This window comes from Halorussus pelagicus (assembly GCF_004087835.1).
In the GTDB taxonomy this organism is placed as follows: domain Archaea; phylum Halobacteriota; class Halobacteria; order Halobacteriales; family Haladaptataceae; genus Halorussus; species Halorussus pelagicus.
This window is the reverse complement of sequence record NZ_CP035119.1, coordinates 1-20,542: the sequence shown is the minus strand read 5'-3', so window position 1 is coordinate 20,542 and position 20,542 is coordinate 1. Positions and strand designations below refer to the sequence as shown.

General features: G+C 65.0%; 22 protein-coding genes. 5 read left to right on the top strand and 17 right to left on the bottom strand.

The window, feature by feature from the left end; genetic code table 11:
- Window positions 1–89 precede the first annotated feature (89 nt).
- Window positions 90–1,232, bottom strand: coding sequence for an acyl-CoA dehydrogenase family protein (locus tag EP007_RS00110; protein ID WP_128475713.1), 1,143 nt, complete (start codon window positions 1,230–1,232; stop codon window positions 90–92).
- Window positions 1,233–1,382: 150 nt separating this feature from the next.
- On the opposite strand from EP007_RS00110, the gene EP007_RS00105 reads away from it, so the two are divergent.
- From EP007_RS00105 to EP007_RS00095, 3 genes are all read left to right on the top strand, one after another.
- Entirely contained in the window at window positions 1,383–2,843 is a 1,461-nt protein-coding gene (locus EP007_RS00105; RefSeq protein WP_243700406.1) for an arylsulfotransferase family protein, read from the top strand.
- 89 nt (window positions 2,844–2,932) lie between these two features.
- On the top strand, window positions 2,933–3,730 hold the full coding sequence (locus EP007_RS00100; protein ID WP_128475712.1) for an RIO1 family regulatory kinase/ATPase domain-containing protein: 798 nt from the start codon (window positions 2,933–2,935) through the stop codon (window positions 3,728–3,730).
- Window positions 3,731–3,920: 190 nt separating this feature from the next.
- Window positions 3,921–5,459 (top strand): aldehyde dehydrogenase family protein, encoded by a 1,539-nt coding sequence (locus tag EP007_RS00095; RefSeq protein WP_128475711.1) that lies wholly within the window; start codon window positions 3,921–3,923, stop codon window positions 5,457–5,459.
- Between the two features lie 450 nt (window positions 5,460–5,909).
- Here the strand turns inward: EP007_RS00095 and EP007_RS00090 are convergent, their stop codons facing one another.
- The 5 genes from EP007_RS00090 to EP007_RS00070 form a co-directional block, all read right to left on the bottom strand.
- Window positions 5,910–6,416, bottom strand: a complete 507-nt coding sequence (locus EP007_RS00090) for a DUF7344 domain-containing protein (RefSeq protein WP_128475710.1) — start codon at window positions 6,414–6,416, stop codon at window positions 5,910–5,912.
- 429 nt (window positions 6,417–6,845) lie between these two features.
- Complete coding sequence (locus EP007_RS00085; RefSeq protein ID WP_128475709.1) at window positions 6,846–7,649, bottom strand: nitrilase-related carbon-nitrogen hydrolase; 804 nt, start codon at window positions 7,647–7,649, stop codon at window positions 6,846–6,848.
- The gene (locus EP007_RS00080) at window positions 7,646–8,068 is read right to left on the bottom strand and encodes a CoxG family protein (RefSeq protein WP_128475708.1); all 423 of its coding nucleotides are present in this window, start codon (window positions 8,066–8,068) and stop codon (window positions 7,646–7,648) included. Before EP007_RS00080 ends, EP007_RS00085 begins: the two co-directional genes overlap by 4 nt.
- A gap of 77 nt (window positions 8,069–8,145) precedes the next feature.
- Window positions 8,146–8,370: a DUF7123 family protein gene (locus tag EP007_RS00075; RefSeq protein ID WP_128475707.1), complete on the bottom strand. Its 225-nt coding sequence runs from the start codon at window positions 8,368–8,370 to the stop codon at window positions 8,146–8,148.
- A 70-nt stretch (window positions 8,371–8,440) separates the two neighbouring features.
- Window positions 8,441–8,626, bottom strand: coding sequence for a DUF7525 family protein (locus EP007_RS00070; protein ID WP_128475706.1), 186 nt, complete (start codon window positions 8,624–8,626; stop codon window positions 8,441–8,443).
- A 296-nt stretch (window positions 8,627–8,922) separates the two neighbouring features.
- Between EP007_RS00070 and EP007_RS00065 the strand changes: the two genes are divergently transcribed.
- Complete coding sequence (locus EP007_RS00065; RefSeq protein WP_394346050.1) at window positions 8,923–9,348, top strand: DUF7528 family protein; 426 nt, start codon at window positions 8,923–8,925, stop codon at window positions 9,346–9,348.
- Between the two features lie 24 nt (window positions 9,349–9,372).
- Here EP007_RS00065 and EP007_RS00060 read toward each other — a convergent pair whose 3' ends face one another.
- The 7 genes from EP007_RS00060 to EP007_RS00030 form a co-directional block, all read right to left on the bottom strand.
- A complete protein-coding gene (locus EP007_RS00060) occupies window positions 9,373–10,401 on the bottom strand; it encodes a phosphate uptake regulator PhoU (RefSeq protein WP_128475705.1) in 1,029 nt (342 codons plus the stop codon).
- Between the two features lie 88 nt (window positions 10,402–10,489).
- On the bottom strand, window positions 10,490–11,587 hold the full coding sequence (locus EP007_RS00055) for an ATP-NAD kinase family protein (RefSeq protein ID WP_128475704.1): 1,098 nt from the start codon (window positions 11,585–11,587) through the stop codon (window positions 10,490–10,492).
- A 127-nt stretch (window positions 11,588–11,714) separates the two neighbouring features.
- A complete protein-coding gene (locus tag EP007_RS00050) occupies window positions 11,715–12,395 on the bottom strand; it encodes a hypothetical protein (protein ID WP_128475703.1) in 681 nt (226 codons plus the stop codon).
- 398 nt (window positions 12,396–12,793) lie between these two features.
- Window positions 12,794–13,486, bottom strand: coding sequence for a competence/damage-inducible protein A (locus EP007_RS00045; protein WP_128475702.1), 693 nt, complete (start codon window positions 13,484–13,486; stop codon window positions 12,794–12,796).
- A gap of 52 nt (window positions 13,487–13,538) precedes the next feature.
- On the bottom strand, window positions 13,539–14,309 hold the full coding sequence (locus tag EP007_RS00040) for a DUF5803 family protein (RefSeq protein ID WP_128475701.1): 771 nt from the start codon (window positions 14,307–14,309) through the stop codon (window positions 13,539–13,541).
- 6 nt (window positions 14,310–14,315) lie between these two features.
- The gene (locus tag EP007_RS00035) at window positions 14,316–14,993 is read right to left on the bottom strand and encodes a DUF2110 family protein (RefSeq protein WP_128475700.1); all 678 of its coding nucleotides are present in this window, start codon (window positions 14,991–14,993) and stop codon (window positions 14,316–14,318) included.
- Entirely contained in the window at window positions 14,994–15,530 is a 537-nt protein-coding gene (locus tag EP007_RS00030; RefSeq protein ID WP_128475699.1) for a transcription factor, read from the bottom strand.
- A 109-nt stretch (window positions 15,531–15,639) separates the two neighbouring features.
- Here EP007_RS00030 and EP007_RS00025 point away from each other — a divergent pair, with 109 nt between their 5' ends.
- Entirely contained in the window at window positions 15,640–16,983 is a 1,344-nt protein-coding gene (locus tag EP007_RS00025) for a bifunctional metallophosphatase/5'-nucleotidase (RefSeq protein ID WP_128475698.1), read from the top strand.
- 236 nt (window positions 16,984–17,219) lie between these two features.
- Here the strand turns inward: EP007_RS00025 and EP007_RS00020 are convergent, their stop codons facing one another.
- The 4 genes from EP007_RS00020 to EP007_RS00005 form a co-directional block, all read right to left on the bottom strand.
- Window positions 17,220–17,765 carry a tRNA (cytidine(56)-2'-O)-methyltransferase gene (locus tag EP007_RS00020; protein WP_128475697.1) on the bottom strand — a complete coding sequence of 182 codons (546 nt, stop codon included), beginning with the start codon at window positions 17,763–17,765 and terminating at the stop codon, window positions 17,220–17,222.
- A gap of 57 nt (window positions 17,766–17,822) precedes the next feature.
- Window positions 17,823–18,155, bottom strand: coding sequence for a BsuPI-related putative proteinase inhibitor (locus EP007_RS00015; protein WP_128475696.1), 333 nt, complete (start codon window positions 18,153–18,155; stop codon window positions 17,823–17,825).
- Window positions 18,156–18,203: 48 nt separating this feature from the next.
- Complete coding sequence (locus EP007_RS00010) at window positions 18,204–19,340, bottom strand: S8 family peptidase (RefSeq protein ID WP_243700404.1); 1,137 nt, start codon at window positions 19,338–19,340, stop codon at window positions 18,204–18,206.
- A gap of 302 nt (window positions 19,341–19,642) precedes the next feature.
- Window positions 19,643–20,479 (bottom strand): S8 family peptidase, encoded by an 837-nt coding sequence (locus EP007_RS00005; protein ID WP_243700403.1) that lies wholly within the window; start codon window positions 20,477–20,479, stop codon window positions 19,643–19,645.
- Window positions 20,480–20,542 lie beyond the last annotated feature (63 nt).

Sequence of the window (20,542 nt, the reverse complement as noted above, 5' to 3'; positions counted from 1 at the left end):
CCGCGGTGTCGCCGTCCGATTCGACTATCGGTGCCGACGTTTTCAGTTCTCTTACTTCGAAAACGTGCCAATCGCGTATCTGTGCCGATTCAGAGACCGAGTTCGCGCCCGATGACGAGATGCTGAATCTCGCTCGTTCCCTCGCCGATTTCCATCAGTTTCGCGTCGCGGAAGAACCGCTGGGGCGCGAAGTCCTCGGTGTAGCCGTAGCCGCCGAGTGTCTGGACCGCCTCCTCGGCGACCTCGCGGGCGGCCTCGCTGGCGTCGAGTTTGGCGAGCGCGCTCTCGTGGGAGACCGACTCGCCTTGGTCGTACTTCCACGCGGCCTTGTGGGTCAACAGGCGGGCGCGTTCGACTTTCCGGTCCATCGAGACGACCTTGTTCCGGATGGCGTCGAACTTCGAGATGGGTTGGCCGAACTGCTCGCGCTCGGTGCTGTACTCCTTGGCGGCCTCGAAGGCACCCTGCGCGAGACCGGTCGAGAGCGCCGCGATGGAGATGCGACCGCCGTCGAGCGTCTTCTTGGTTTGGTTCCAGCCCTCGCCTTCCTCACCGAGCAGTCGGTCCTCGGGGAGGCGAACGTCGTCAAGCTTGATTTCGCAGGTCGGCGAGGCGTTCAGGCCCATCTTGTCCCAGACGGTCGTGACCTCGAAGCCGTCGTCTTCCTCGGGGTCCACGATGAACGTCGAGATGCCGTCGTAGCCCGCCTCGGGGTCCGTTACCGCCTTGACGAGGACCGACCCGGCGACGGTAGCGTTGGTGATGAACTGCTTGGTGCCGTTCAGTACCCATTCATCACCTTCTTTCTCTGCCATCGTATCCATATCGCTGGCGTCCGAACCGCTACCGGGTTCGGTCAGCGCCCACGAGCCGAGATACTCGCCCTCCGCGAGCGGGCGGAGCCAGCGCTCTTTCTGTTCGTCGGTGCCGAACAGTTCGATTGGCTTGGAGGCCAGCGAGACGTGCGCGGCGTACGAGAGACCGACCGACCCGGACACGCGACCTAACTCCTCGGTGACGAGCGCGTACATGAGTTGGTCGCCGCCGAGTCCGCCGTACTCCTCGCTGACGGGCACGCCCATCATGTCGAGGTCCGCGAGTTGGGAGAAAATCTCCTCGGGGAAGCGGTGTTCGTCCTCTATCTCCTGTGCGATGGGTTCGATCTCTTCGTCGCAGAACCGACGCACCTCGTCCCGAATCATCTGGTGCTCGTCGGGAAGGCTGAAATCCATACGCAATTTTTGCGCGAGCGGTAGTATAAACTCTCCGCAACCGGACTCGCGGACGGTCTACTTGTTGGGATTTGGCCTAGAACTGTACCGCGACCCACGGTCTTACCCGTGCCAAAACGTTGTTATCCCAATCACTCGTAGCACGCGGTCGTGAATCGTCGGACGCCGCTGAGAGCCGTCTTTGCGGCCGTCACGCTCGGTCTCGTCCTCGCGCTCGCGGCCGGATTCGTGATCGCCGGACAGTCACCGAACCAACAGTACGACCGCGCCGCGGACCGCGCTCCCGCCGACCAAGAACAGTTGCTCGACCGGCGCGGCGGCGTCACCGTCGTCGCGGTCCAAAACGACGACATGCGCGACCTCTCGGGCGAACTCGTCGCCGTTCGCGCGAACGGGACCGTCCTCCACCAGACCGAACGTTACAGCACCTACTGGGACGTTGACCCGAGTCCACAGGGCACGCACACCGTCTCGTACGTGGCGACCGAGTGGGTCAACCAGTCGGTCTGTGACGGCGGCCCCCTCGCCGACCACGGCGACTGCCGCCGGAACGTGGTCGAGCGCCTGAACCTGACCACGGGCGAGCGAACCCGACTGTACGCCCACCGGATGTCGGGCGGGCGCTGGCACGACGTGGACGTTATCAACGACAGCCACATTCTGGTCGGCGACATCGGCAACGAGGCCGTTTTCGTCGTGAACACCACCTCGGGCATCCGGGAGTGGACGTGGACCGCCGAGAGCGACTTGCCGATAACCGGCGGTGGGGACTACGAGGAAGACTGGGCCCATCTCAACGACGTGGAGTATCTCGACGACGGTCGCGTCATGGTTGACCTGCGCAATCAGGACCAAGTGGCGTTCGTGGACCCGAACCGAGGCATAGTGGACGACTGGACACTCGGGAGCGAAGACGACTACGAAGTCCTCCGCGAACAGCACAACCCCGACTACTTCGACGAGTCGCAGGGCGGTCCCGCAGTCGTCGTCGCCGACTCCGAGAACGACCGCCTCGTGGAGTACCAGCGCGAGGACGGGTCGTGGAATCGGACGTGGCTCTGGAGCGACGACGAGATGCAGTGGCCCCGTGACGCCGACCGCCTCCCGAACGGCAACACCCTCGTCACCGACACCATCGGCGACCGGGTGTTCGAGGTGAACGAGACCGGCGCAATCGTCTGGGAGATGCCCGTAGATCGGGCGTACGAGGCCGAACGACTCGGCACGGGCGACGAGAGCGCGGGCGGTCAGAGCGCCGCCGCGGCCGACCTCGAATCGAGGCGGGCCAACCCGCCGTCGGGAATCGCCGAGCGCTTCGAGGAGTCGGTCCGCGACGCGGTGCCCATTCAGGTCCAGAACGGGCTTTTGGGCTACTTCTTCCCGTGGTGGATGGGCTTTTACGACCTGCTGGCGACGTTCGCGCTGGCGGCCGTCCTCCCGGTTTGGGGCGTCCTCGAACTGCGGTGGTCGTCGGTTCCGGGCCGGGTCCGGCGGCGAGTCGGCGTCGAGGAGTGGTCGTCCGGCCGGACGGCGCTCGCGGTGGCCCTGCTCGTGGTAACCGCGCTCGGTAGCGTCGGCTATCTTGGGTCGTTCGTCGCGTCGCTGCTCTAACCTGGCGGGCGATTGCCCGAGCAAGTGACGACTCGGAAAATCCGACGAGGCAAGTGGCTTTTTGAAGGCCGGACGCTTAGTCGGTCCCGATGAGCATCCGGCGATTGGTGCGTGGCACCATCGAGTGGGACCGACTCCAAGCGGTCTTCGAGGAGATGGCTCGGCGCTACGACCAGCCGGAACTCCGAGTCGAGTTTCTGAACGCCGACAACTGGCTCTCGACGCCCTGCGTGGTCAACGACGAGTGGTTCGTCAAGATAATCACGCGCCAAAACTCGCTGGTCCACGCGCTGTTCACCGGCGCGCGCAACCTCGGGGCTTTTTCGTCGGGCACCGAGGGCTTTTTCGAGCATTCGGCCGGACCGGTCGAGATGGCCGAGCAGGAACTCGCGGCGACCGAACGGATGGCCGATATCGGCCTGAACGCGCCGGTCCCGCTGGAGGTGTTCGAAGTCGAGGACATGGCGGTCCTCGTGATGGAGTATCTGCCCGAATTCCGAACGTTTGACGAGGTGACGACCGAGGAAGTCGAACGTCTCGCACCCGACGTCTTCGAGTCGCTGGCCGCGATGCACGACCATCGGCTGGCCCACGGCGACCTGCGCGGCGAGAACGTCCTCGTCCAGTACGGCGAGGTGTACTTCATCGACGCGACGACGGTCCGCGAGGACGCCATCGAGGAGGCCCGGTCGTACGATTTGGCGTGCGCGCTCGCCGCGCTCGAACCGCGAATCGGCGCGCGCGACGCGGTGGCGGCCGCCGCGGACCACTACTCGCCCGACGAACTGCTCGCGGCCCGCGACTTTCTGGACTTCGTGAATATCCGCCCCGACCACGACTTCGACGCCGTGCAGGTAAAAGGCGAGATAGAAAAGTTGGCCTCCTGACTATTCCGAATCGAGTCCCCCGCGACGGGCCGAGAGACCAGCGTGGACCGTTCTCTCGAACGGTAGCGTTTTGCACATTGTTCGACGTTGTATGGTTTATCTCACTCGTGGCGCGAAAACGCGTTTCGTGGTTGCATGGAACTACAATGAAGAGGCTTTTTTACCATGCCCGACACACGTTCATCTGAGCATGAGCCAGCAAGCCAGCGAAGAGACCTATCAGCACTACATCGGCGGCGAGTGGACCGACGGACACGGCGACGAGACGTTCGAGAGCGTCGATCCGTCGAATCAGGAAGTCCTCGGGGAGTTCCACCGCGGGACCGAACAGGACGTAGACGACGCCCTCGCGGCCGCGAAAGAAGTCGAAGACGAGTGGGCCGAACTCTCCTACATCGACCGCGCGGAGTACCTCTGGGACGTGTACCACGAGCTAAAGGACCGTACAGACGAACTCGGCGAAGTCGTCACCAAGGAGTGCGGTAAGGAGATTTCCGAGGGGAAGGCCGACGTGGTCGAGGCCGCACACATGGTCGAGTGGGCCGCGGGCAACGCCCGCCACCCCCACGGCGACGTGGTTCCCTCCGAAATCGGCAGTAAGGACGCCTACATGCGCCGCAAGCCCCGCGGCGTCATCGGCTGTATCACGCCGTGGAACTTCCCGGTCGCCATCCCGTTCTGGCACATGGCACTCGCACTGGTCGAGGGCAACACGGTCGTCTGGAAGCCTGCCGAGCAGACGCCGTGGTGTGGCCAAATCATCGCCGAGATGATGGTTGACGCCGGTATTCCCGAGGGCGTGTTCAACATGGTGCAGGGCTTCGGCGACGCCGGAAACGCCATCGTGGAGGACGACCGCGTGGACACCGTGCTGTTCACAGGTTCCTCGGAAGTCGGTCACAAAATCGCCAGCAAGGTCGGCGGCGAACCCGGCAAGCTCGCGGCCTGCGAGATGGGCGGCAAGAACGGTATCGTCGTCACCGAGAACGCGGACCTCGACGTTGCGGTCCACTCGGCCATCATGTCCTCGTTCAAGACGACGGGCCAGCGCTGTGTCTCCAGCGAGCGCCTCATCGTCCACGAGGACGTGTACGACGAGTTCAAGAAGCGCTACGTCGAACTCGCCCAGAACGTCTCGGTCGGTAACCCCCTCAACGAGGACACCTTCATGGGTCCGATGGTCAACGAGGAGCAAGTCGAGAAGTTCGGTAAGTACAACGAACTCGCGCGCGAGGAAGGCGCGAACGTCCTCGTGGACCGCGAGGAACTCGACGACGACGAGATTCCGGAGGGCCACGAGGACGGCTACTGGGTCGGCCCGTTCGTCTACGAGGTCGAGTACGACGAGGACCTGCGCTGCATCCAAGAGGAGGTCTTCGGTCCCCACGTCGCGCTCATCGAGTACAGCGGCGACATGGACCGTGCGATGGAGATTCACAACAACACGCCTTACGGACTCGCTGGCGCGGTCATCTCGGAGGATTACCGCCAAGTCAACCAGTTCCGCGACGAGGCGGAAATCGGTCTCGCCTACGGCAACCTCCCGTGCATCGGCGCGGAGGTCCAACTGCCGTTCGGCGGCGTCAAGAAGTCCGGCAACGGCTACCCGAGCGCCCGCGAGGCCATCGAGGCCGTCACCGAGCGCACGGCGTGGACGCTGAACAACAGCAAGGACATCGAGATGGCGCAGGGTCTGAGTGCGGACATCAAGACCGAGAGTGACGACTGAAACGAAGAAATCGCCGTAGGCGATTTCGGAGCTTCGGTCTCACTCGACCGAGTCCGACGATTAGACTGCTGACGGGTTGATTTTTCATCCCGGCGAGTGGGGGCGCGACGCCGTGTGCGTCGCGCTCATCCGCGCGAGGTCTGCGCGAACGTCCGTTCGCGCAGGCTCGGAAGACGCGGTTTGTCTTCCGGTGGATGACCGAACGACGTGAGGGAAGCGGCTGGGGAGGTGTGAGGCTGATGCGGTGCTGTGCGGGGCGGTTGCGGTGCTGTTTGAGAGGCGTCGGCAACAGCTAGCTCTGACTCGACACAACTACTGTCCTGCTCGGACTCGACACGACTACGGTCCGGTTCGACCTCAATATAGAGACTCACAACTGTCTTGTCCGAACTCGACACCGACGGAACCACGATTCAGTCCGAATCTCGAACCCGAAGAACTCCGACAACCCTAATTCCCCAGTCGCAACAGCTTCGGTCCCTCCACCGCCATCACGAACGAGACGCTGAGCATCATGAACGCCACCGTGAGCAGACCGTACAAACTCTCGGTCGTCACATGGGTCGTCGGAACCGTCCCCAGCCAGTTGCCCGCGATGACCGCACTGCCGACGACTGCGGTCCAGAGAAAGTAGCGACTCCACTGGTGGGAGAACCCGCCGCGCTCGGGACCCTCGACTTCTAGAAACCGCTGGATTCGGTCGGCGTCGCCGGTCAGCGAGACCAGTCGGTCCTCGGCGTCGTACTCGACCAGTCCGTGTTCGCTCAGTCTCGGGACGTGGGTCTGATAGATCGACGAGTACACTTTCTTGCGCTCGCGCGAGGTCAGGTCAGCGACGGTGGTGTCGTTTTCCCACGCCGCGATGCGCGCGCTCAAGTCAGTCAGCGTGATATGACGTTCGTCTAGTAGATAGCGGAGGATTCGGCGGCGACGAGAGTTGCCGAGCAAGTCGAACATCGTGTCTCGGGAAGGTTCCGCTGTGGCCGTCCCACCCCCGGAAGTGCTCAACGTCGTTGTCGATTCGGCCATCTATTAACTATTGTATACTTCGAACTACTTCGTAATTAATGTTGGGGTTTTTATTCTTACGGCCGTCGGACAGTATTCTGATAGGTTTCGGTTCGGGTCACTGGGTGGTTCCGTTCGGGCGTTCGTGAACCCGGAGTCGCTGTGTGGCGTCGTCGTCGCCGAACCACTGGGAGATGTCGGTCGCGTCCACAACCACCGCGTTGTAGACGTACGTTCCGTTCTCGAACTGGCTCTCGGTTCGCTGTTCGCTGGCGACTCAGCGGAAAACGGGGTTTCGTAGCCCCAACGGAGGCTACCGAAACGCCTCACGGAATCGAGATACGTAGCCCAATTGGCGTCGAGACTCCGAATCGCACGTCATATCCGCCGGTTGCGCCACGCCGGGAACTCCTCGCGGACCGCTTCGACGCTGCTCACGTCTACGTCGGCCACGACGAGGTCGGGGTCGTCGCCGGTACTCGCCAGCGTCGTTCCCCACGGGTCGTACGCCGTCGAGCGCCCGAGCAGGGAGGCGTCATCGAAGTCGCCCGCACCGTTGACGGTCGCCACGAAGAACTGGTTCTCCACCGCGCGGGCGCGGGGCAGGAGTTTCCAGTGTTCGACGCGGGGGTAGGGCCACGCGCTCGGCACGAGAACGAGGTCCGCACCTGCCTCGGCGATATCGCGGTAGAGTTCCGGAAACCGCAGGTCGTAGCAGGTCGTCATCCCGACGCTCACACCCTCGAACTCGGCGACGCCGAGGCTCTCGCCGGGGACGAGCATCTGGGCCTCCGCAGACTCGTAGCCGAACAGGTGGTGCTTGCGATAGACCGCGAGGCGTTCGCCGTCGCGGTCGAACAGCACCGAAGTGTTGGCCAACCCCTCGTCGGCCGGGGTCTCGACGCGCTCGGTCTCGGCGAGGTCCTCGACGATGGACCCCGCGAGGACGCCCACGTCGTGTTCGCGGGCGGCGTCCGCAATGCGCGTGAGCGTGGGACCCTCCACCGGTTCGGCGGTGCGCTGGTAGGCGTCGAACGCGAAGTAGCCGACGTTGAAAATTTCGGGGAGCGCGACGAGGTCCGCGCCGCAGTCCGCGGCCTCGGCGATGGCCGCCTCGGCGCGCTGGCGGTTCTCCTCGACCGCGCCGCTCTCGATTTCGAGTTGCGCGAGCGCGACTCTCACGCCGTCGCCTCCTCTCGAAGCGCGGCTTCGAGGGTGTCGAGTTCGTCGTCCAGATTCTTGCTGAAGTAGCGTTCGATGCCGGGAATCTTCCCCTCGACCGTGAACCGATTGACGAGTCGGCTTCCGGTCTCGGTCTCCTGAATCTCGTGTTCGCCCGTCACGCGGAGCGCCGACGACCGGCCGACGAACTTCACGTACCGGGGCGGGTCGCGCTCTACGTCCTCGGTCCGAACCGGCACGGTCTTGTCGAGGAACGGAACCGGAAGCCCGATGTGCCAGATAGACGAATGCTCGCCGGTCTTCTCGTAGTCGTCCACGACGCTGATGACGTTCGCGCGGTTCTCCGGGTCCACGATGAAATTCCACACGTTCTCCGGCGAAACTTCGAGGTCGAAGGTCCGCTCTACCCGGACAGTCATATCCCAATTTCGGGCTACGAAGTCAAAAACCCGCCGGACCTGCGGCGACCACTGCAGGTCCGTCCTCGGCCCGCGTTCTATCCCCGCGTCACCTTCCACGTCGTGGACTTCGCGCGGCCCCACTTCTCGATATCGACCTCTTCGCTCTTCTCGGCGAGTTCCGGGAGTCGCACACCGACCTGCTTCGAGGAGAGGCCGAGCTGCTTGGCGATATTCTTCGACCGGAAGTATCGCTCGCCTTTCGAGACGCTCTCGCGGAGATAGGCGAGGATGCGCCGTTCCTCGTCGCTGTAGTCAGTCATCCTTACGTAGATGTACGGCGTTGTCACTCTTAACGATTTCCCGCGGAAATCGTCCAACTGCGGAGCGCGCTCACCAGTAGAGGTGAACCGCGGCGACCGCGAGGACGCCAGCGATGACGGCACCGGCGAAGCCCCACGCGGCGAGTTCGCTGCCCGGTCGCATGAACATCGCTATCGTCGCCCCGGCCGCAAGCAGCGTGAACAGCGTGGCGAGTCCGATTCCCTTGTCGCTCCCGACAGTCTCGTGTTCGGCCATGTCCGGCGTTTCCGGCGGGCGGAACTTAGTTCATTCTACTCGGTGGTCGCCGCCGGTGGCGGCAGTGCGGTTTCGTCGGCGTCTTCATCTCCCACCGAGTCCGCTGTCGGTTCCCCCAACGCCGAAACAGTTAGAAAAATCGACCACACTCGCAGATATTCGGGGTCGCCGGTAGAGTTTTAACGACCGACGAGAGATACACCAACGCATGACACGGAGTGTAGACGCTCCTGATCGAGTTCTTCTCGTGCGATGAGAGTGACGTTTCGATACGGAGCGACGGCGAGTCGATAGTGCTGGCGGTCGAAGACCGAGCCTACGAACTGTCTAGAGACGAGGCCGCGGACCTACAGGACGCGGTCGGCGACGCCCTCACCGAGCGCCGGGAGTTCTTCCGGACCGCGGGGGTCCACCGCGAGGACGGCACCTACGAAGTCGTCCGCCGGGGCGCGGACTCGTCGGGCAACTCGAAGGTGTTCGAGAGTTTCGCGGCATTGGGTCGGCTGTTCGACCGACTGCCCGAGAAATTCTCGGCCGACGACGTGGGCCGGACGGGAATCACCGGGTCGCGCCGCCACATGCTGGTGCGCCACGTCGCGGAACATCCCGACTTCGACTGCACGATAACGAAACGGAATCCGCTGACCGTCGAGAAGACCGGCGAATCGGCCTGCGAGCGGTCGGCCGGTAGCGACGAGGGCGAGGTGGTCAACGCGGACTGACGACCACCGAGTTCGAGCGCGTTTTCAGTTGATCGTCGTGTGTTCGCTCTCCTCGTTGAGCGCCAGATTCGCCGCGATTTCGGCGTTTCGCATTGCGTACTGGGCGGTCTGCTGGAGGCTGACCAGCACCTCGCGGACCGCCAACAGCGAGTCGTTGTCCATCTCGGGGAGGTCCGAAAGGATGTCGCTCTCGCGGTCGCCGATTTCGTGGAACAGCGCGCGGACTTCGAGCGTCTTGTCGTAGTCGCGCTCGACGGCGGCCTGCACCGCCTTCGCCGTAATCTCGTCCACTTGGTCGGTGAACTCACGGATGCGGCGCATCGTCTGGCCGTCCACGTCGAGGGTGTGGCCGTCTGCTTCGAGCGTGATTTCGGCGATGTCCTCGGCGTTGTCCGCGATGAGTTCGAGGTTCTTGGCGATGGAGCGGTAGCCAATGAGCGGGAACCCGGTGTCTAAATCGACGGCGCGGGCCAGCGTCGGGTTCTGGTAGGCGGTGAAGATGAGCCTGAGCAGGAGGACGAAAATCTTGTTCGCCTGTCGCTCGCGGTTCAACGCGCGCTGTGCGAGGTCCGGGTTGCCGTGCGCCAGCGCCTTGACCGCCTCGCCGCGCATCGTCGAACCCGTGTTCTCCAGTCGTTCGAGCAGGTTGTCGAGGCTGAAGTCCTCGGGGTCAACCGAACACCGGATGGCGATGCTGTTAGGGGTCTCCTCGACCACGCCCAGTCCCATCAGTTGGGTCTCGGCCTTGTAGACCGCGTTGATGTGGGCGCTGTCGAGGGTCTCCTCGCTCTCTACGTGAATGACTCGGCGACCGAGAACGTACTGGGCGACGATGGCGCGCTCGACGGCGTCGGCGTCCAGATTCGCCGCGTGGATGACGGCCTCGGACTCCTCGGTGTGGGCCGATTCGGGCAGGACCGTCAGCGTCCCCTTCCCGCCCATCCGCAGCGAAACCTCGTCGCCCTTCTCGACGTTGTTCTCCTTGGTCCACTCCGCTGGCAGGGTCATCGCCAGCGTCGAGGGACCTAACCGCTGTACCTTTCGCGTTTCCATGTGTGTGCCTTCGGCCCCCGAAGACCTTAAACTTCACTAGGGCGCGATTATTGACCCTTAAACGACCTTCATCACGAATCCGGGGGCGTCAGACCACGTTCATCATTCGTCGCTCGAACCGACCGACCCTCACTTTCCGCCACCCGCGCAGGTCCGCGTCCACTTCCTCGTCGCCGGTATCGACCCGGAGAACGCCCACGTCGTCCAGTTTGTTCTTCGAGGCGACGACTTCGACTTCCGACCGGCGAATCACGCTGGGCGAAATCTGGTCGTTGCCCCGACCGAAGACGAACCCCTGCCCGCCGATGGGCGAGACGACGACTACGTTCCGGTCGCCGAGATGCGCCAGAATCTCGTCGGCGCTCGCGTCCTCGACTAACACTTCCCCATCCCGCCACACGTCCACGCCCAGCGGCGACCCCTCGAAGCCGAGTGCCGATTCGACCGCGCCGACCGTGCTTCCGGGACCGAAGACGTAGGTCGTCTCCTCGTCGTTTCGTGCGTCGGCCGCCACACCGGCCGCGAGGCTCTCGACGGTGCCGCCGCCGACCTGCTTGCTCGATTGTAAGTCCTCGGCGACGGGCACCGCGGCGATACCCTTCAACTCGGCGCGGACCTCGCCCTCTCGGTAGGCGTCCTCGTCGATGTCGTTGACCTCCCGGCGTTCGGTCCGGTCGAACTCCGCGGCGACCCGGCCCGCGGCGTCGGGCGTCACCGCGAACACCGCCGAATAGACCTTCACGCCCGCCGGAACGCCGAGGATGGGAATCTCGGCTCCCGCCTCGTCCAGCGCCTCGGTCACGTCCACGGCGGTCCCGTCGCCCCCGACGAACAGAATGAGGTCCGCGTCCTCGGCAACAAATCGCCGGACGGCCTCGCGGGTGTCCGCGGCGGCGGTGTCCTCGCCCGCGCGCCCGACGACTTGCGGGTCGAATCCGGCCTCGCGGGCCTCGCGCTCGCCCATCTCGCCGCCGTAGGTCAGCAGTTCGATTCCGGCGTCGTCGCTCGCGTCTCGCGCCCTGCCAGCGCGCTCGCCGAGCGCGCGCAGGGCCGCGACCGCTCGTTCGGGTGCCCGCGGTTGCGCGCCGCGCTCGCGGGCCGCCTCGACTTTTCCGTCGGTGCCTTTCAGCCCTACTCGGCCGCCCATCCCCGCGATGGGGTTGACCACGACGCCGATGGTTCGCATGGGCGTGGCTACGCCCGTCGAGCGCAAAAGCGGCCCGATACGTCGAGCCGACGGCTCAGAAATCGGCTCTCGGGAAAAGAAACAGCACCGCGAAGGGCTGACTACCGGTGCAGTCGAGAGACGAGTCTCAGTACGACTGGCTCTGTGGCTGCTGGAACGACTGACTTTGTGGCTGCTGGAACGACCCGCCCATCTGGCCGCTCTGGTGCTGGACCTGCTCGCGGATGCCCGTCACCGGAGTCTGCTGGACGCCGCTGATGGAGTCGAGCAGCTTGTTCGTCGAGTCCAGCGCCTGCTGGACCGCCTGATACGTCTCCTGAACGTGGGGCTGTTGGTGCTGCTGGAGAATCGGCAGGCCCTGCTGGGCGACTCGCAGGAACGCCTCAGCGACCTCCGGGCCGTTGATGGAGTCGCGCGCGATGAGCTTCTCGTTCAGGGCCGCGATGTCCGAGAGGTCCTCGCACAACCGGGCGCACTCGGCCATCTGCGGGCCGCTCTGGATGCACTTGTCGGCGCACCACTCGGCGATTTCGACCACGCGGTCGAACGACTCCAGCGCCTGATTCAGTTCGGGCGTCATCTCGGCCTCGAACTGCTGGCCGACGCGCTGGTGAGTCATCGTGTGACCCTGACCGGACTGCTGGCCGCCCATCTGTACGCTCTGTTGGCCCATCTGGCCGCCAGTCTGCTGTCCGAGACCCTGCCCCTGCGACTGCAGCGGTTGTTGCTGGCCTGTCTGCTGGCCGAGCTGACCGCCGTACGTTTGCTGACCCGTTCTCCCCGCCGACTGTTGGTACTTCTCTGACATAGTTGTTCACTCCGCCCGCGAGGCGTCTCCTCCCGCGAGACGCCGCATCGCAGGCAAACTGGCATTCACCCGATTCCCAAATAAACCGCCGCGACCGTTAGCAATCGTTCAATCGGACAACGGTGTGTTTCCCGCCAATCAGGGTCGAAAAAACCGCCCGTTCCCGAGAAAGAAACGTCAAGTTATGCGAACGTTTCGGGACCGTTCGCCGATTCAACGCCGGGTTTCACCCGATGAAATCGGGACGCTTCGACATGCTTAACAAGCGTTAAGGGACCGGCCACGGAACTATGCAGCATGTTCGTACTCGCAGAATCGGCGTCAGTTCCGGCCAACGCCGCAGGTATCGTCACTACCGTCGTCGGACTCGCCATCACGGCCGCGTGGCTGGTGTACTTCTACCGCTGAACGCTCTGCACGCGCTCGCGGAGCCACGTCGCCGCGCGTTCGAGTTCGTCCTCGTCGGTACTTTGCAACTTGACTCGAACGTGGTCGCCGGGATAGCTCCCGACGGTCACGTCGAAGCGCTCGCGTAGCTCTGCGAATCGCTCGACCAGCGCGCTCTCGGGTTCGTCGGTCTCCACGACGAGGACGTGGCGCTTCTGGCCAGCGAACTCCTCGGCGACCGACTCGAACATGGCCTTCATCTCCTCGGGGACGCCCGGCAGGACGTAGATGCCCTCAATGGCGCAACCGGGCGCGACCCCCTTCTCGTTCGGGAGCATCCGCGAGCCTTTCGGGAGTCGCGTCGTCCCCTCCACGAGGTCCGCACGCTCGTAGTCGGTGTTGTCGGCAATCCACGCCGCGGCGTCGTCGTGTTCCTCGACCGGGACTCCGACCGCGGCCGCGACGCCGTCCATCGTTAGGTCGTCGTGGGTCGGTCCGACCCCGCCCGTGACGATGACGGCCTCGTAGTCGGCGCGCAGTTCGTTGACGACGCGCGCAATGTCGCTCTCTCTGTCCGGCACTACGACCACGCGCTCGACGCTCGCACCGCGTTCGGCGAGGCGTTCGCCCAGCCACGCGGCGTTGGTGTTCACGGTGTCGCCCGCCAGCAGTTCGTCGCCGACGGAGACGAGGGCTACCTGCATGATGAGGGCTTGGTATCGCGCGAGTAAAAAGCAGACGCTCTGGGAGAGTCCGCTACCCCATCCCCGGCGGCGGACCTTGATCGAACTCGTCGCCGTCGGTATCGACGTTCAAGCCCAACTCCTCGCGCTCGCGTTCGAGTTGCCGAATCTGGAGGCGGAAGTAGGCCAACCCGAGGAGCGCGACGAGGACGCCCGCGGCGATGACCGCCGCGAAGATGAGCAGGTCGCGCGCGAGGTAGTACCGGACGACGACGTTATCGGCCGTCACTTCAGCCCACGCGATGTGGACCCGTCCGTCGAGTTGTTCGGTCTGGTCGGCGTCGGGCCGGACCTGACTCAGAATCGGCGTGCCGACGCGCATCCCACGGGGGAGAACGACCTCGTAGGACCCCTCGACGTAGGTCGGCGTACTGAACGACTTCCCGCGGTGGGGCGCGGTGTAGGCGAGTTTCCCCTCTCGGGAGGGAAGCGTGAACACCGTTCGGGAGTTCGTGCGCTTGACCTGCGACTGGTTGAGCGTGACGACGGTGCCGTTGCGGTAGCGGAACCGGACGGTCCCGACGTTGACGGGTGTCTCCTCGCCGAGCGACTCCCGCTCGAATATCTTGAGCTGCGACCGGTTCGAAAAGTCGTACACCGCCTGATACTCGCCGCTCGTGATGTTGAGCGTCACGTCCGCGGTGGTGTTCCAGTCGTAGGTCGCGTTCCCGTCGCCTTCGAGTTGCTTGTCGCTTATCTGGTCGCCGCCGAAGATGCCGGTACATCCGGCGGTCACGGCGAGGACGGACAGCGTGGCAAACGCGAGTAGGAGTCGCCGATTCATGCTGAATTACGGAATCATGCACCGAATCTCCGCGGGCAGGTAGGTGCCGATGGCCGCGAGCAGACCCGGCGGGTCGGTTTCGTCTTTGCAGATGATGCTCTGCTCCAGCAGGCCGAGGCGTTCGACGGTGACGATGTCGCGGGCGTGACCGGCGCGGTTGACCGTCGCGCGGACCTCGCCGCGGGTCGCGCTGTTGACGTTGACTCGGCCGGAACCGCGAGTCCACTCGTAGAGGCGGTCGCGCTCCTCGTCGGCGAGTCGGTGGGTCCCGGAGTCGGGGTCGGCGTAGACGAAGCGAAGCGGCGTGTGCTGGACGAGACCGAACCGCTCGACGATTTGTATCGGCGTCCCTTGTCCGAGTCCGAGTTCGTCAGCGGGCACGCGGATGTCTTCGCCCGCGTCGAGGACGAAGCCGTCTTCGTCCCAGCCTTCGAGCGTGCCGACGTAGGTCTCTCCGTCCTCGAAGTCCGGCGTGACTTCGCCGTACTCCTCGCGGAGGAGGTTCCGGGCGACGACTTCGTCGTTGCCCTCGATGGTGACGACCGCGAAGTCGTCGTGGCGCACGCCCACGGTGTACTCCACGTCGAGGTCTTCGATTTCGTTGGCGACGAGCGACCGGAGGGCGTCGAGCGAGCGCTCACGGGCGTCGCCTTCGACGTACACCTTGGTGGCGAGTACGACCATCTATGCCTCGGCCTCTTCGAGTTGGTCGGCGTTGAGTTCCTCGCGGAGGTCCTCGATTCGCTGCTCCATCGAGTCGATGAGCCGACTGTTCTCCATGGATTCGAGCGGCGAGCCACACTCGGGACACTCAAAGCCGAAGTCCATCGCCTCGCCGAACTCGAACCGAATCGAACAGACCTCACAGAGGTAGAACTCGTGTTGGCGCTCGTAGTCCTCGCGCTGGTCGAGCGCGGTCAGCAGGCGGTGCATCTCCTCTTCGAGGTTGTCCGGGATGTTGTCGTACTGGAACGTCCAGAGGTACGTGAGCCACCCCGAGTCCTCGTCGCGCAGGCGTCGGTACGTGGCGAGGTCGTTCTCGTAGAGGATGAACAGCGCGCGCCGAACGTCGTTGAGTTCGAGGTCCAACTCCTCGGCCAACTCCTCGTCGGTAACTTCGCCGTCCGGCGGGGCCGCAGCGACGGGCATTCCCTTCGGACCGACCAATTCGTGAAGATATTTCTGAATTACTGGGTCCTCCAGTAAGTCCTCAAAAGCCATTATCGTGTACTGGGGCGTTGGAGCGTTTAAAACCATCGGGAACGTGTCCCTCTCGACGCCGGGACCCGCGAGCCGAAGGTACTTACCTGATGGCCGACAATTCCTGGCGATGAGTCTCCGCGTCCTCCACTACTCGGACATCGAGAACGCGTACGACGACGCCGAGCGCGTGGGTCGCCTCGCCGGAACCATCGACGCACTCCGGGACGACCGAACCGTCGTCGTCGGGACGGGCGACGACACCGCCCCCGGCGTCCTCGCGCTCCGGACCGACGGCCGCCAGTCGCTGGAGTTCTTCGATGCAGTCGAACCCGACCTCGAAACGTTCGGCAACCACGACTTCGACTTCGGGACCGACCCGCTCCGGGACATCGTCGCCGACTCGCCCCAGCAGTGGGTGAGCGCGAACGTCTACGCGGCAGACGGGACGGACCGCCAGTTCGCCGACGCCCCCGCCGCGACCGTGGTCGAGCGCGGCGGCGAGCGGGTGGGGTTCGTCGGCGTGACCGACCCGAAAACGCCCGAAATATCGGCCGGTGCGTCCGAACTCACCGTCACCGACCCGGTGGCCGAAGTGCGAGAGGTGCTTCCGGCGCTCCGCGAGCGGGCGGACCACGTCGTCGTTCTCGCCCACCTCCGAGGCGAGACCGAGCGCGCTATCGCCGAGTTCGACGGCGTGGACGCCGTCCTCGGCGGTCACGTCCACACCGAGCGCCACGACCGAGTGAACGGGACCCTGCTCCTGCGGCCGAGTGCGAACGGGCAGATGCTCTGGGAGGTCGAACTGGGCGACCGGGCGACTGCGACCCGCCACGCGGTGCCCGACGGGCCGCGCGACGACGCCGTCGCGGGCGCGCTCCGAGACCGGATGGAGGCGACGGGGTTGACCGAAGTCGTGGGCCACGTCGAAGAGCCAATCGCTCGGAGCGTCCGCCGTCACTACGGCGGGGAGTGTCGCGTCGCTAATCTCGTCACCGACGCCTACCGGTGGGCGACCGGCGCGGACGTGGCCTACACGCAGTCCGGCGGTCTCCGCGACGGCCCGGCGCTGGCGGGCGAGGTGACGGTGGCCGACCTGATAGGCGTCTCGCCGTTCGGCGGCGAACTCCGGACCGCGGTCCTCACGGGCGCGCAACTGCGCGAACTCGCCAGCGAAGTCTACGCGCCAGACGATTCGGACGGTCGAACGTGGTGGGGACACTTCGGCGGAGTCGAAATCGCCTACGACTCCGCGGACGGACGCGTCTGCGAGGTGCGATTCGACGGCGACCCCGTGGACCCCGTCGCGGAGTTCTCGGTCGCCACGAACGCCTACGTCGTGGAGTACGGCACGGAACCCATCTCTCCGGAGTGCGTGGTGGACTCGTTCGGCATCCAGTACGACGCCATCGTCGAGTACGCCCGCGAGGAGGGTCTCGACGTGGACGTAGACGGTCGGCTACTCGAAGTGTAGTCGGTCGCGGTGCAGTAAGAACCGGGTCAGGTGCGGATTAGGGTAATACACGAGTATGCTACGAACAACAGCGAGACGCCCGCGAAGTAGAACGCGGCACTGTCCTGACCCAGAAGCGGGGCCGCCATCACGGCGAACGGGACTGACAGGATCGCCGAACATATTGCTCTCACATGGCCAGTTCTCGTCGGGGAGCGTTCAGTTGTCATAGTAGGCCAAAGTTCATTTACTATACGCTACTCCTCGTCGGACGGAACGACCTTCTTGCCGGTCGCCTTCGGAATCACGGTCTGGTCGGCATCGGTCCACTCGCGGTCCAGTTCCCGGCCCTCGAACAGTCTGTCCAGAAACACGGCCAACCCCGCGACCTCCGAGTGGGGTTGATTCGTCACGCCGACGTTGTAGTCTGCCTCCTCGTACACGTCGAACGACACCTTCTGAGAGCCGACGACCGCCAGAATCGAGTCGCCGTCGCCGTGGGCCTCGCGCACGTCGCCCTCCACGTCTTGGACGCGCTCGCCGTACATCGTCAGATGGACGACCTGCCCCTCCCAGTCGCGGATGACGGCCTTCGGGCTATCGGTCAGTTCCACGTCGAACGGCCCGCCGAAGCGGTCGGTGATGTCCTCGACGGTGCCCTGCGACTTGCTCGCGTCGCCCGCCAGAATCGCGCGGTCGGCCCCCAGCGCCCGCGCGGTCAGGCCGACGTGGGTCGTCATGCGCTCGTCGCGGCCCGGCCGGTGGCCGAGTCTGAGAACCGCGACTTCGGGTTCGTTCTGCATGGGAGTGGGTCGGTGGTCGGCCGGTTAGGGGGTTTCGGAACGGAGACGCCAGTTTGTTCAGACCGAGAAGTCGGTGCGGGCCTCCGCGTCGTCGCCCATCGTGTTCAGCGTGGCGACTACGGTGTAGTCGCCGGGCGCGGGGTCGGCCCACTCCTCGGTGAACGTCTCGGCGTCGCCCGCGTCGAACGTCTCATTCTGTATCATCTGGGCGAACATCTGGCCGTCGCTGGCCCGCCAAACCTCTTCGTCGTCGCCGAGGACGGCGAAGTCCGCCAGCAGGGAACTTCGAAACTGAATCTCCGCCGAGTCGTCGCCGACGTTTTCGACGGTGTACTCGAAGACGACGCGGTCGGACTCGACGGTCGCATCGACGGCGCTCTGAATCGTCATGGTTTCTACTGCGCCGGGGACACCTGAAAACTTTTCGTGCGCCGAGTGTCAGTCGTCGCTGGAATTCAGTCCGACCGCGGCGGCGGCGTCCACGAGACCGTACCCCTGCTCGTCGCTCGACAGGCCAATGTTCTCGGCGGTGTTTTGGAGTCGGGTACGGGCGCCGGTGTTGTCGTACCCTTGGGCCATCACGAGGGCGGCGACGCCGGAAACGTGGGCCGTGGCGAACGACGTGCCCGAGAAGGTCGCGCAGGACCCACCGCTATCGACGGTCGTGAGGTCCCTACCGGGTGCGGCGAGTTCGATTTCCGGACCCCTGCTGGAGAACGACGCGAGTTCGTCGTTGCTGTTCGTCGCGCTGACCGCGACGACTTCCTCGTAGGCCGCGGGGTAGCCCACGCAACTCGAACAGGGACCGCTCCCGCCCGCCGCGCCGACGAGCAGGACGCCGTTGCGCTCGGCATACTCGACGGCGTCTTTCAGCGCCTGCGACCCGGAACTCGCGCCGAGGCTCAGGTTCGCCACGTCCCAGCCTTGGTCGGCGACGTACTCGATACCGGCCGCGATGTCGGAGTACGAACCCGCGCCGTAGTCGTCCAGCACCTTGACGCCGTGGAGCGTCGCGTCGGGCGCGATGCCGGTCGTACAGCTACAGGACTCGCTCGCGCCGATGATGGCTCCGACCTGCGTGCCGTGGCCGTTGTCGTCGTCCCACGGGGCACAGCACCCGCTGGTGCAGTCGGTGAACGCCTTGCCCGCGCCGACGTTCGGCAGGCAGGGGTCGTCGCAGGGAAGCCCCGTGTCGAGGATGGCCACGTCGGTCCCCGCGCCCGTGTAGCCGTTGATGTTCGCCACGTCGGCGTCGATGCGGTCGTAGGCCCACGTCGTCGAGAGGGCGCGCGCGGTGCCGTCGCGTTCGACGTAGCGCACGCCGTCGCGCTCGGCGAGCGCGGTGGCCGCCCGCTTGGGAAGGCGAAGCGTCGCGGCGTCGAAGGCGAACTCCCGAACCACGTCGTCGGCCACATCGAGCGCGGCCGAACGGCCGCGCCCGGACGCGAACCCGACGTTGACCCGGACCGTCTCGCCGGGGTCGGCTCCCGCGAGACCGCCCGCGCCGACGGCGAGAAGCGACCCGCCGGTCGTCTTCAGGACGGTGCGTCGTGAAATCGACTGTTTGTCGAACATCATCACCCAATACATCCTACAAGACGAAAAATTTGTATCTAGAAAGTATGAAATAAATATCTCGTAACAATATTGCTCTCTCTTCGGACGCTCCACAAAAAACGGGGTGGACGGACTCGCCGGGGCGCGGCCCGAAACGGCACCGCGCCCGACTGCCAAAGAGGTGACAAACTGCGGGTCGCAGGTGGGTGACACTGCGGGTGGATGACGCCGCGGGAGCGAGTCGTAGGTGACGAGACCCGCTCGGGGGAGTCGCACTCGATGCGACGGCGGGGAGTGCTCTCTACGCCGGAGCGACCGGTTTAGAGCGCGCCCACGTCGAGCAGACCCGCGCCGGACTCGTTGCTCGACAGGCCGATGTTCTCGGCGGTGTTCCTGAGGCGACTGCGCGTGCCGGACTTGGAGTAGCCCTGCGAGCGCAGGAGACCCGCGGCACCCGAGACGTGCGGACACGCCATCGACGTACCGGAGAGAGTGTCGTAGCCGCCGCCGACGTAGGTCGAGTACACGTCGCTACCGGGCGCGGCGATTTCGACTTCGGGACCGGTTGACGAGAAGTTCGAGAGACCGTCGCTGGAGTTGGTCGAACTGACCGCGATGACCTCGTCGTGGGCGGCGGGGTAGCCGACACAGTCCGAACACGGACCGGAGTTACCCGCGGCACCGACCAGCGTGACGCCGCGACTGTCGGCGTACTGGACGGCGTCGTAGACCGCCGACGAGTAGCCGCCACCGAGGCTCATGGAACCGACATCGTAGCCCTGATTGGCGACCCACTCGATTCCGGCCGCGATGTCGGAGTACGAACCGCCACCCTGACCGCCGAGGACCTTCACGGCGTGAAGGGTGATGTCGGGACCGACGCCAACGACGCCCTCGTAGTTGTCGTCGGCCGCGACGATACCGGCGCAGTGGGTCCCGTGGCCGTTGTCGTCGTCCCAGTCGTACTGACAGTCGCCGTAGTAGGACGAACACGACGTGGCCGCGTACCCCGCGCCGAGGTTGGCCTGCAGGTCAGGATGGTCGCTGTCGATACCCGTGTCGATGATGGCCACGTCAGCACCCGCGCCCGTACTCGACGCGAGGTCCGCGTCCACGCGGTCGATGCCCCACGGCAGAGTCTGGGCGAGCGCTTCCATCTCGCCGTTCTCCTCGACGTAGCGGATGTTCGGACTGCTGTCGAGCGACTCCGCGGCCTTCTT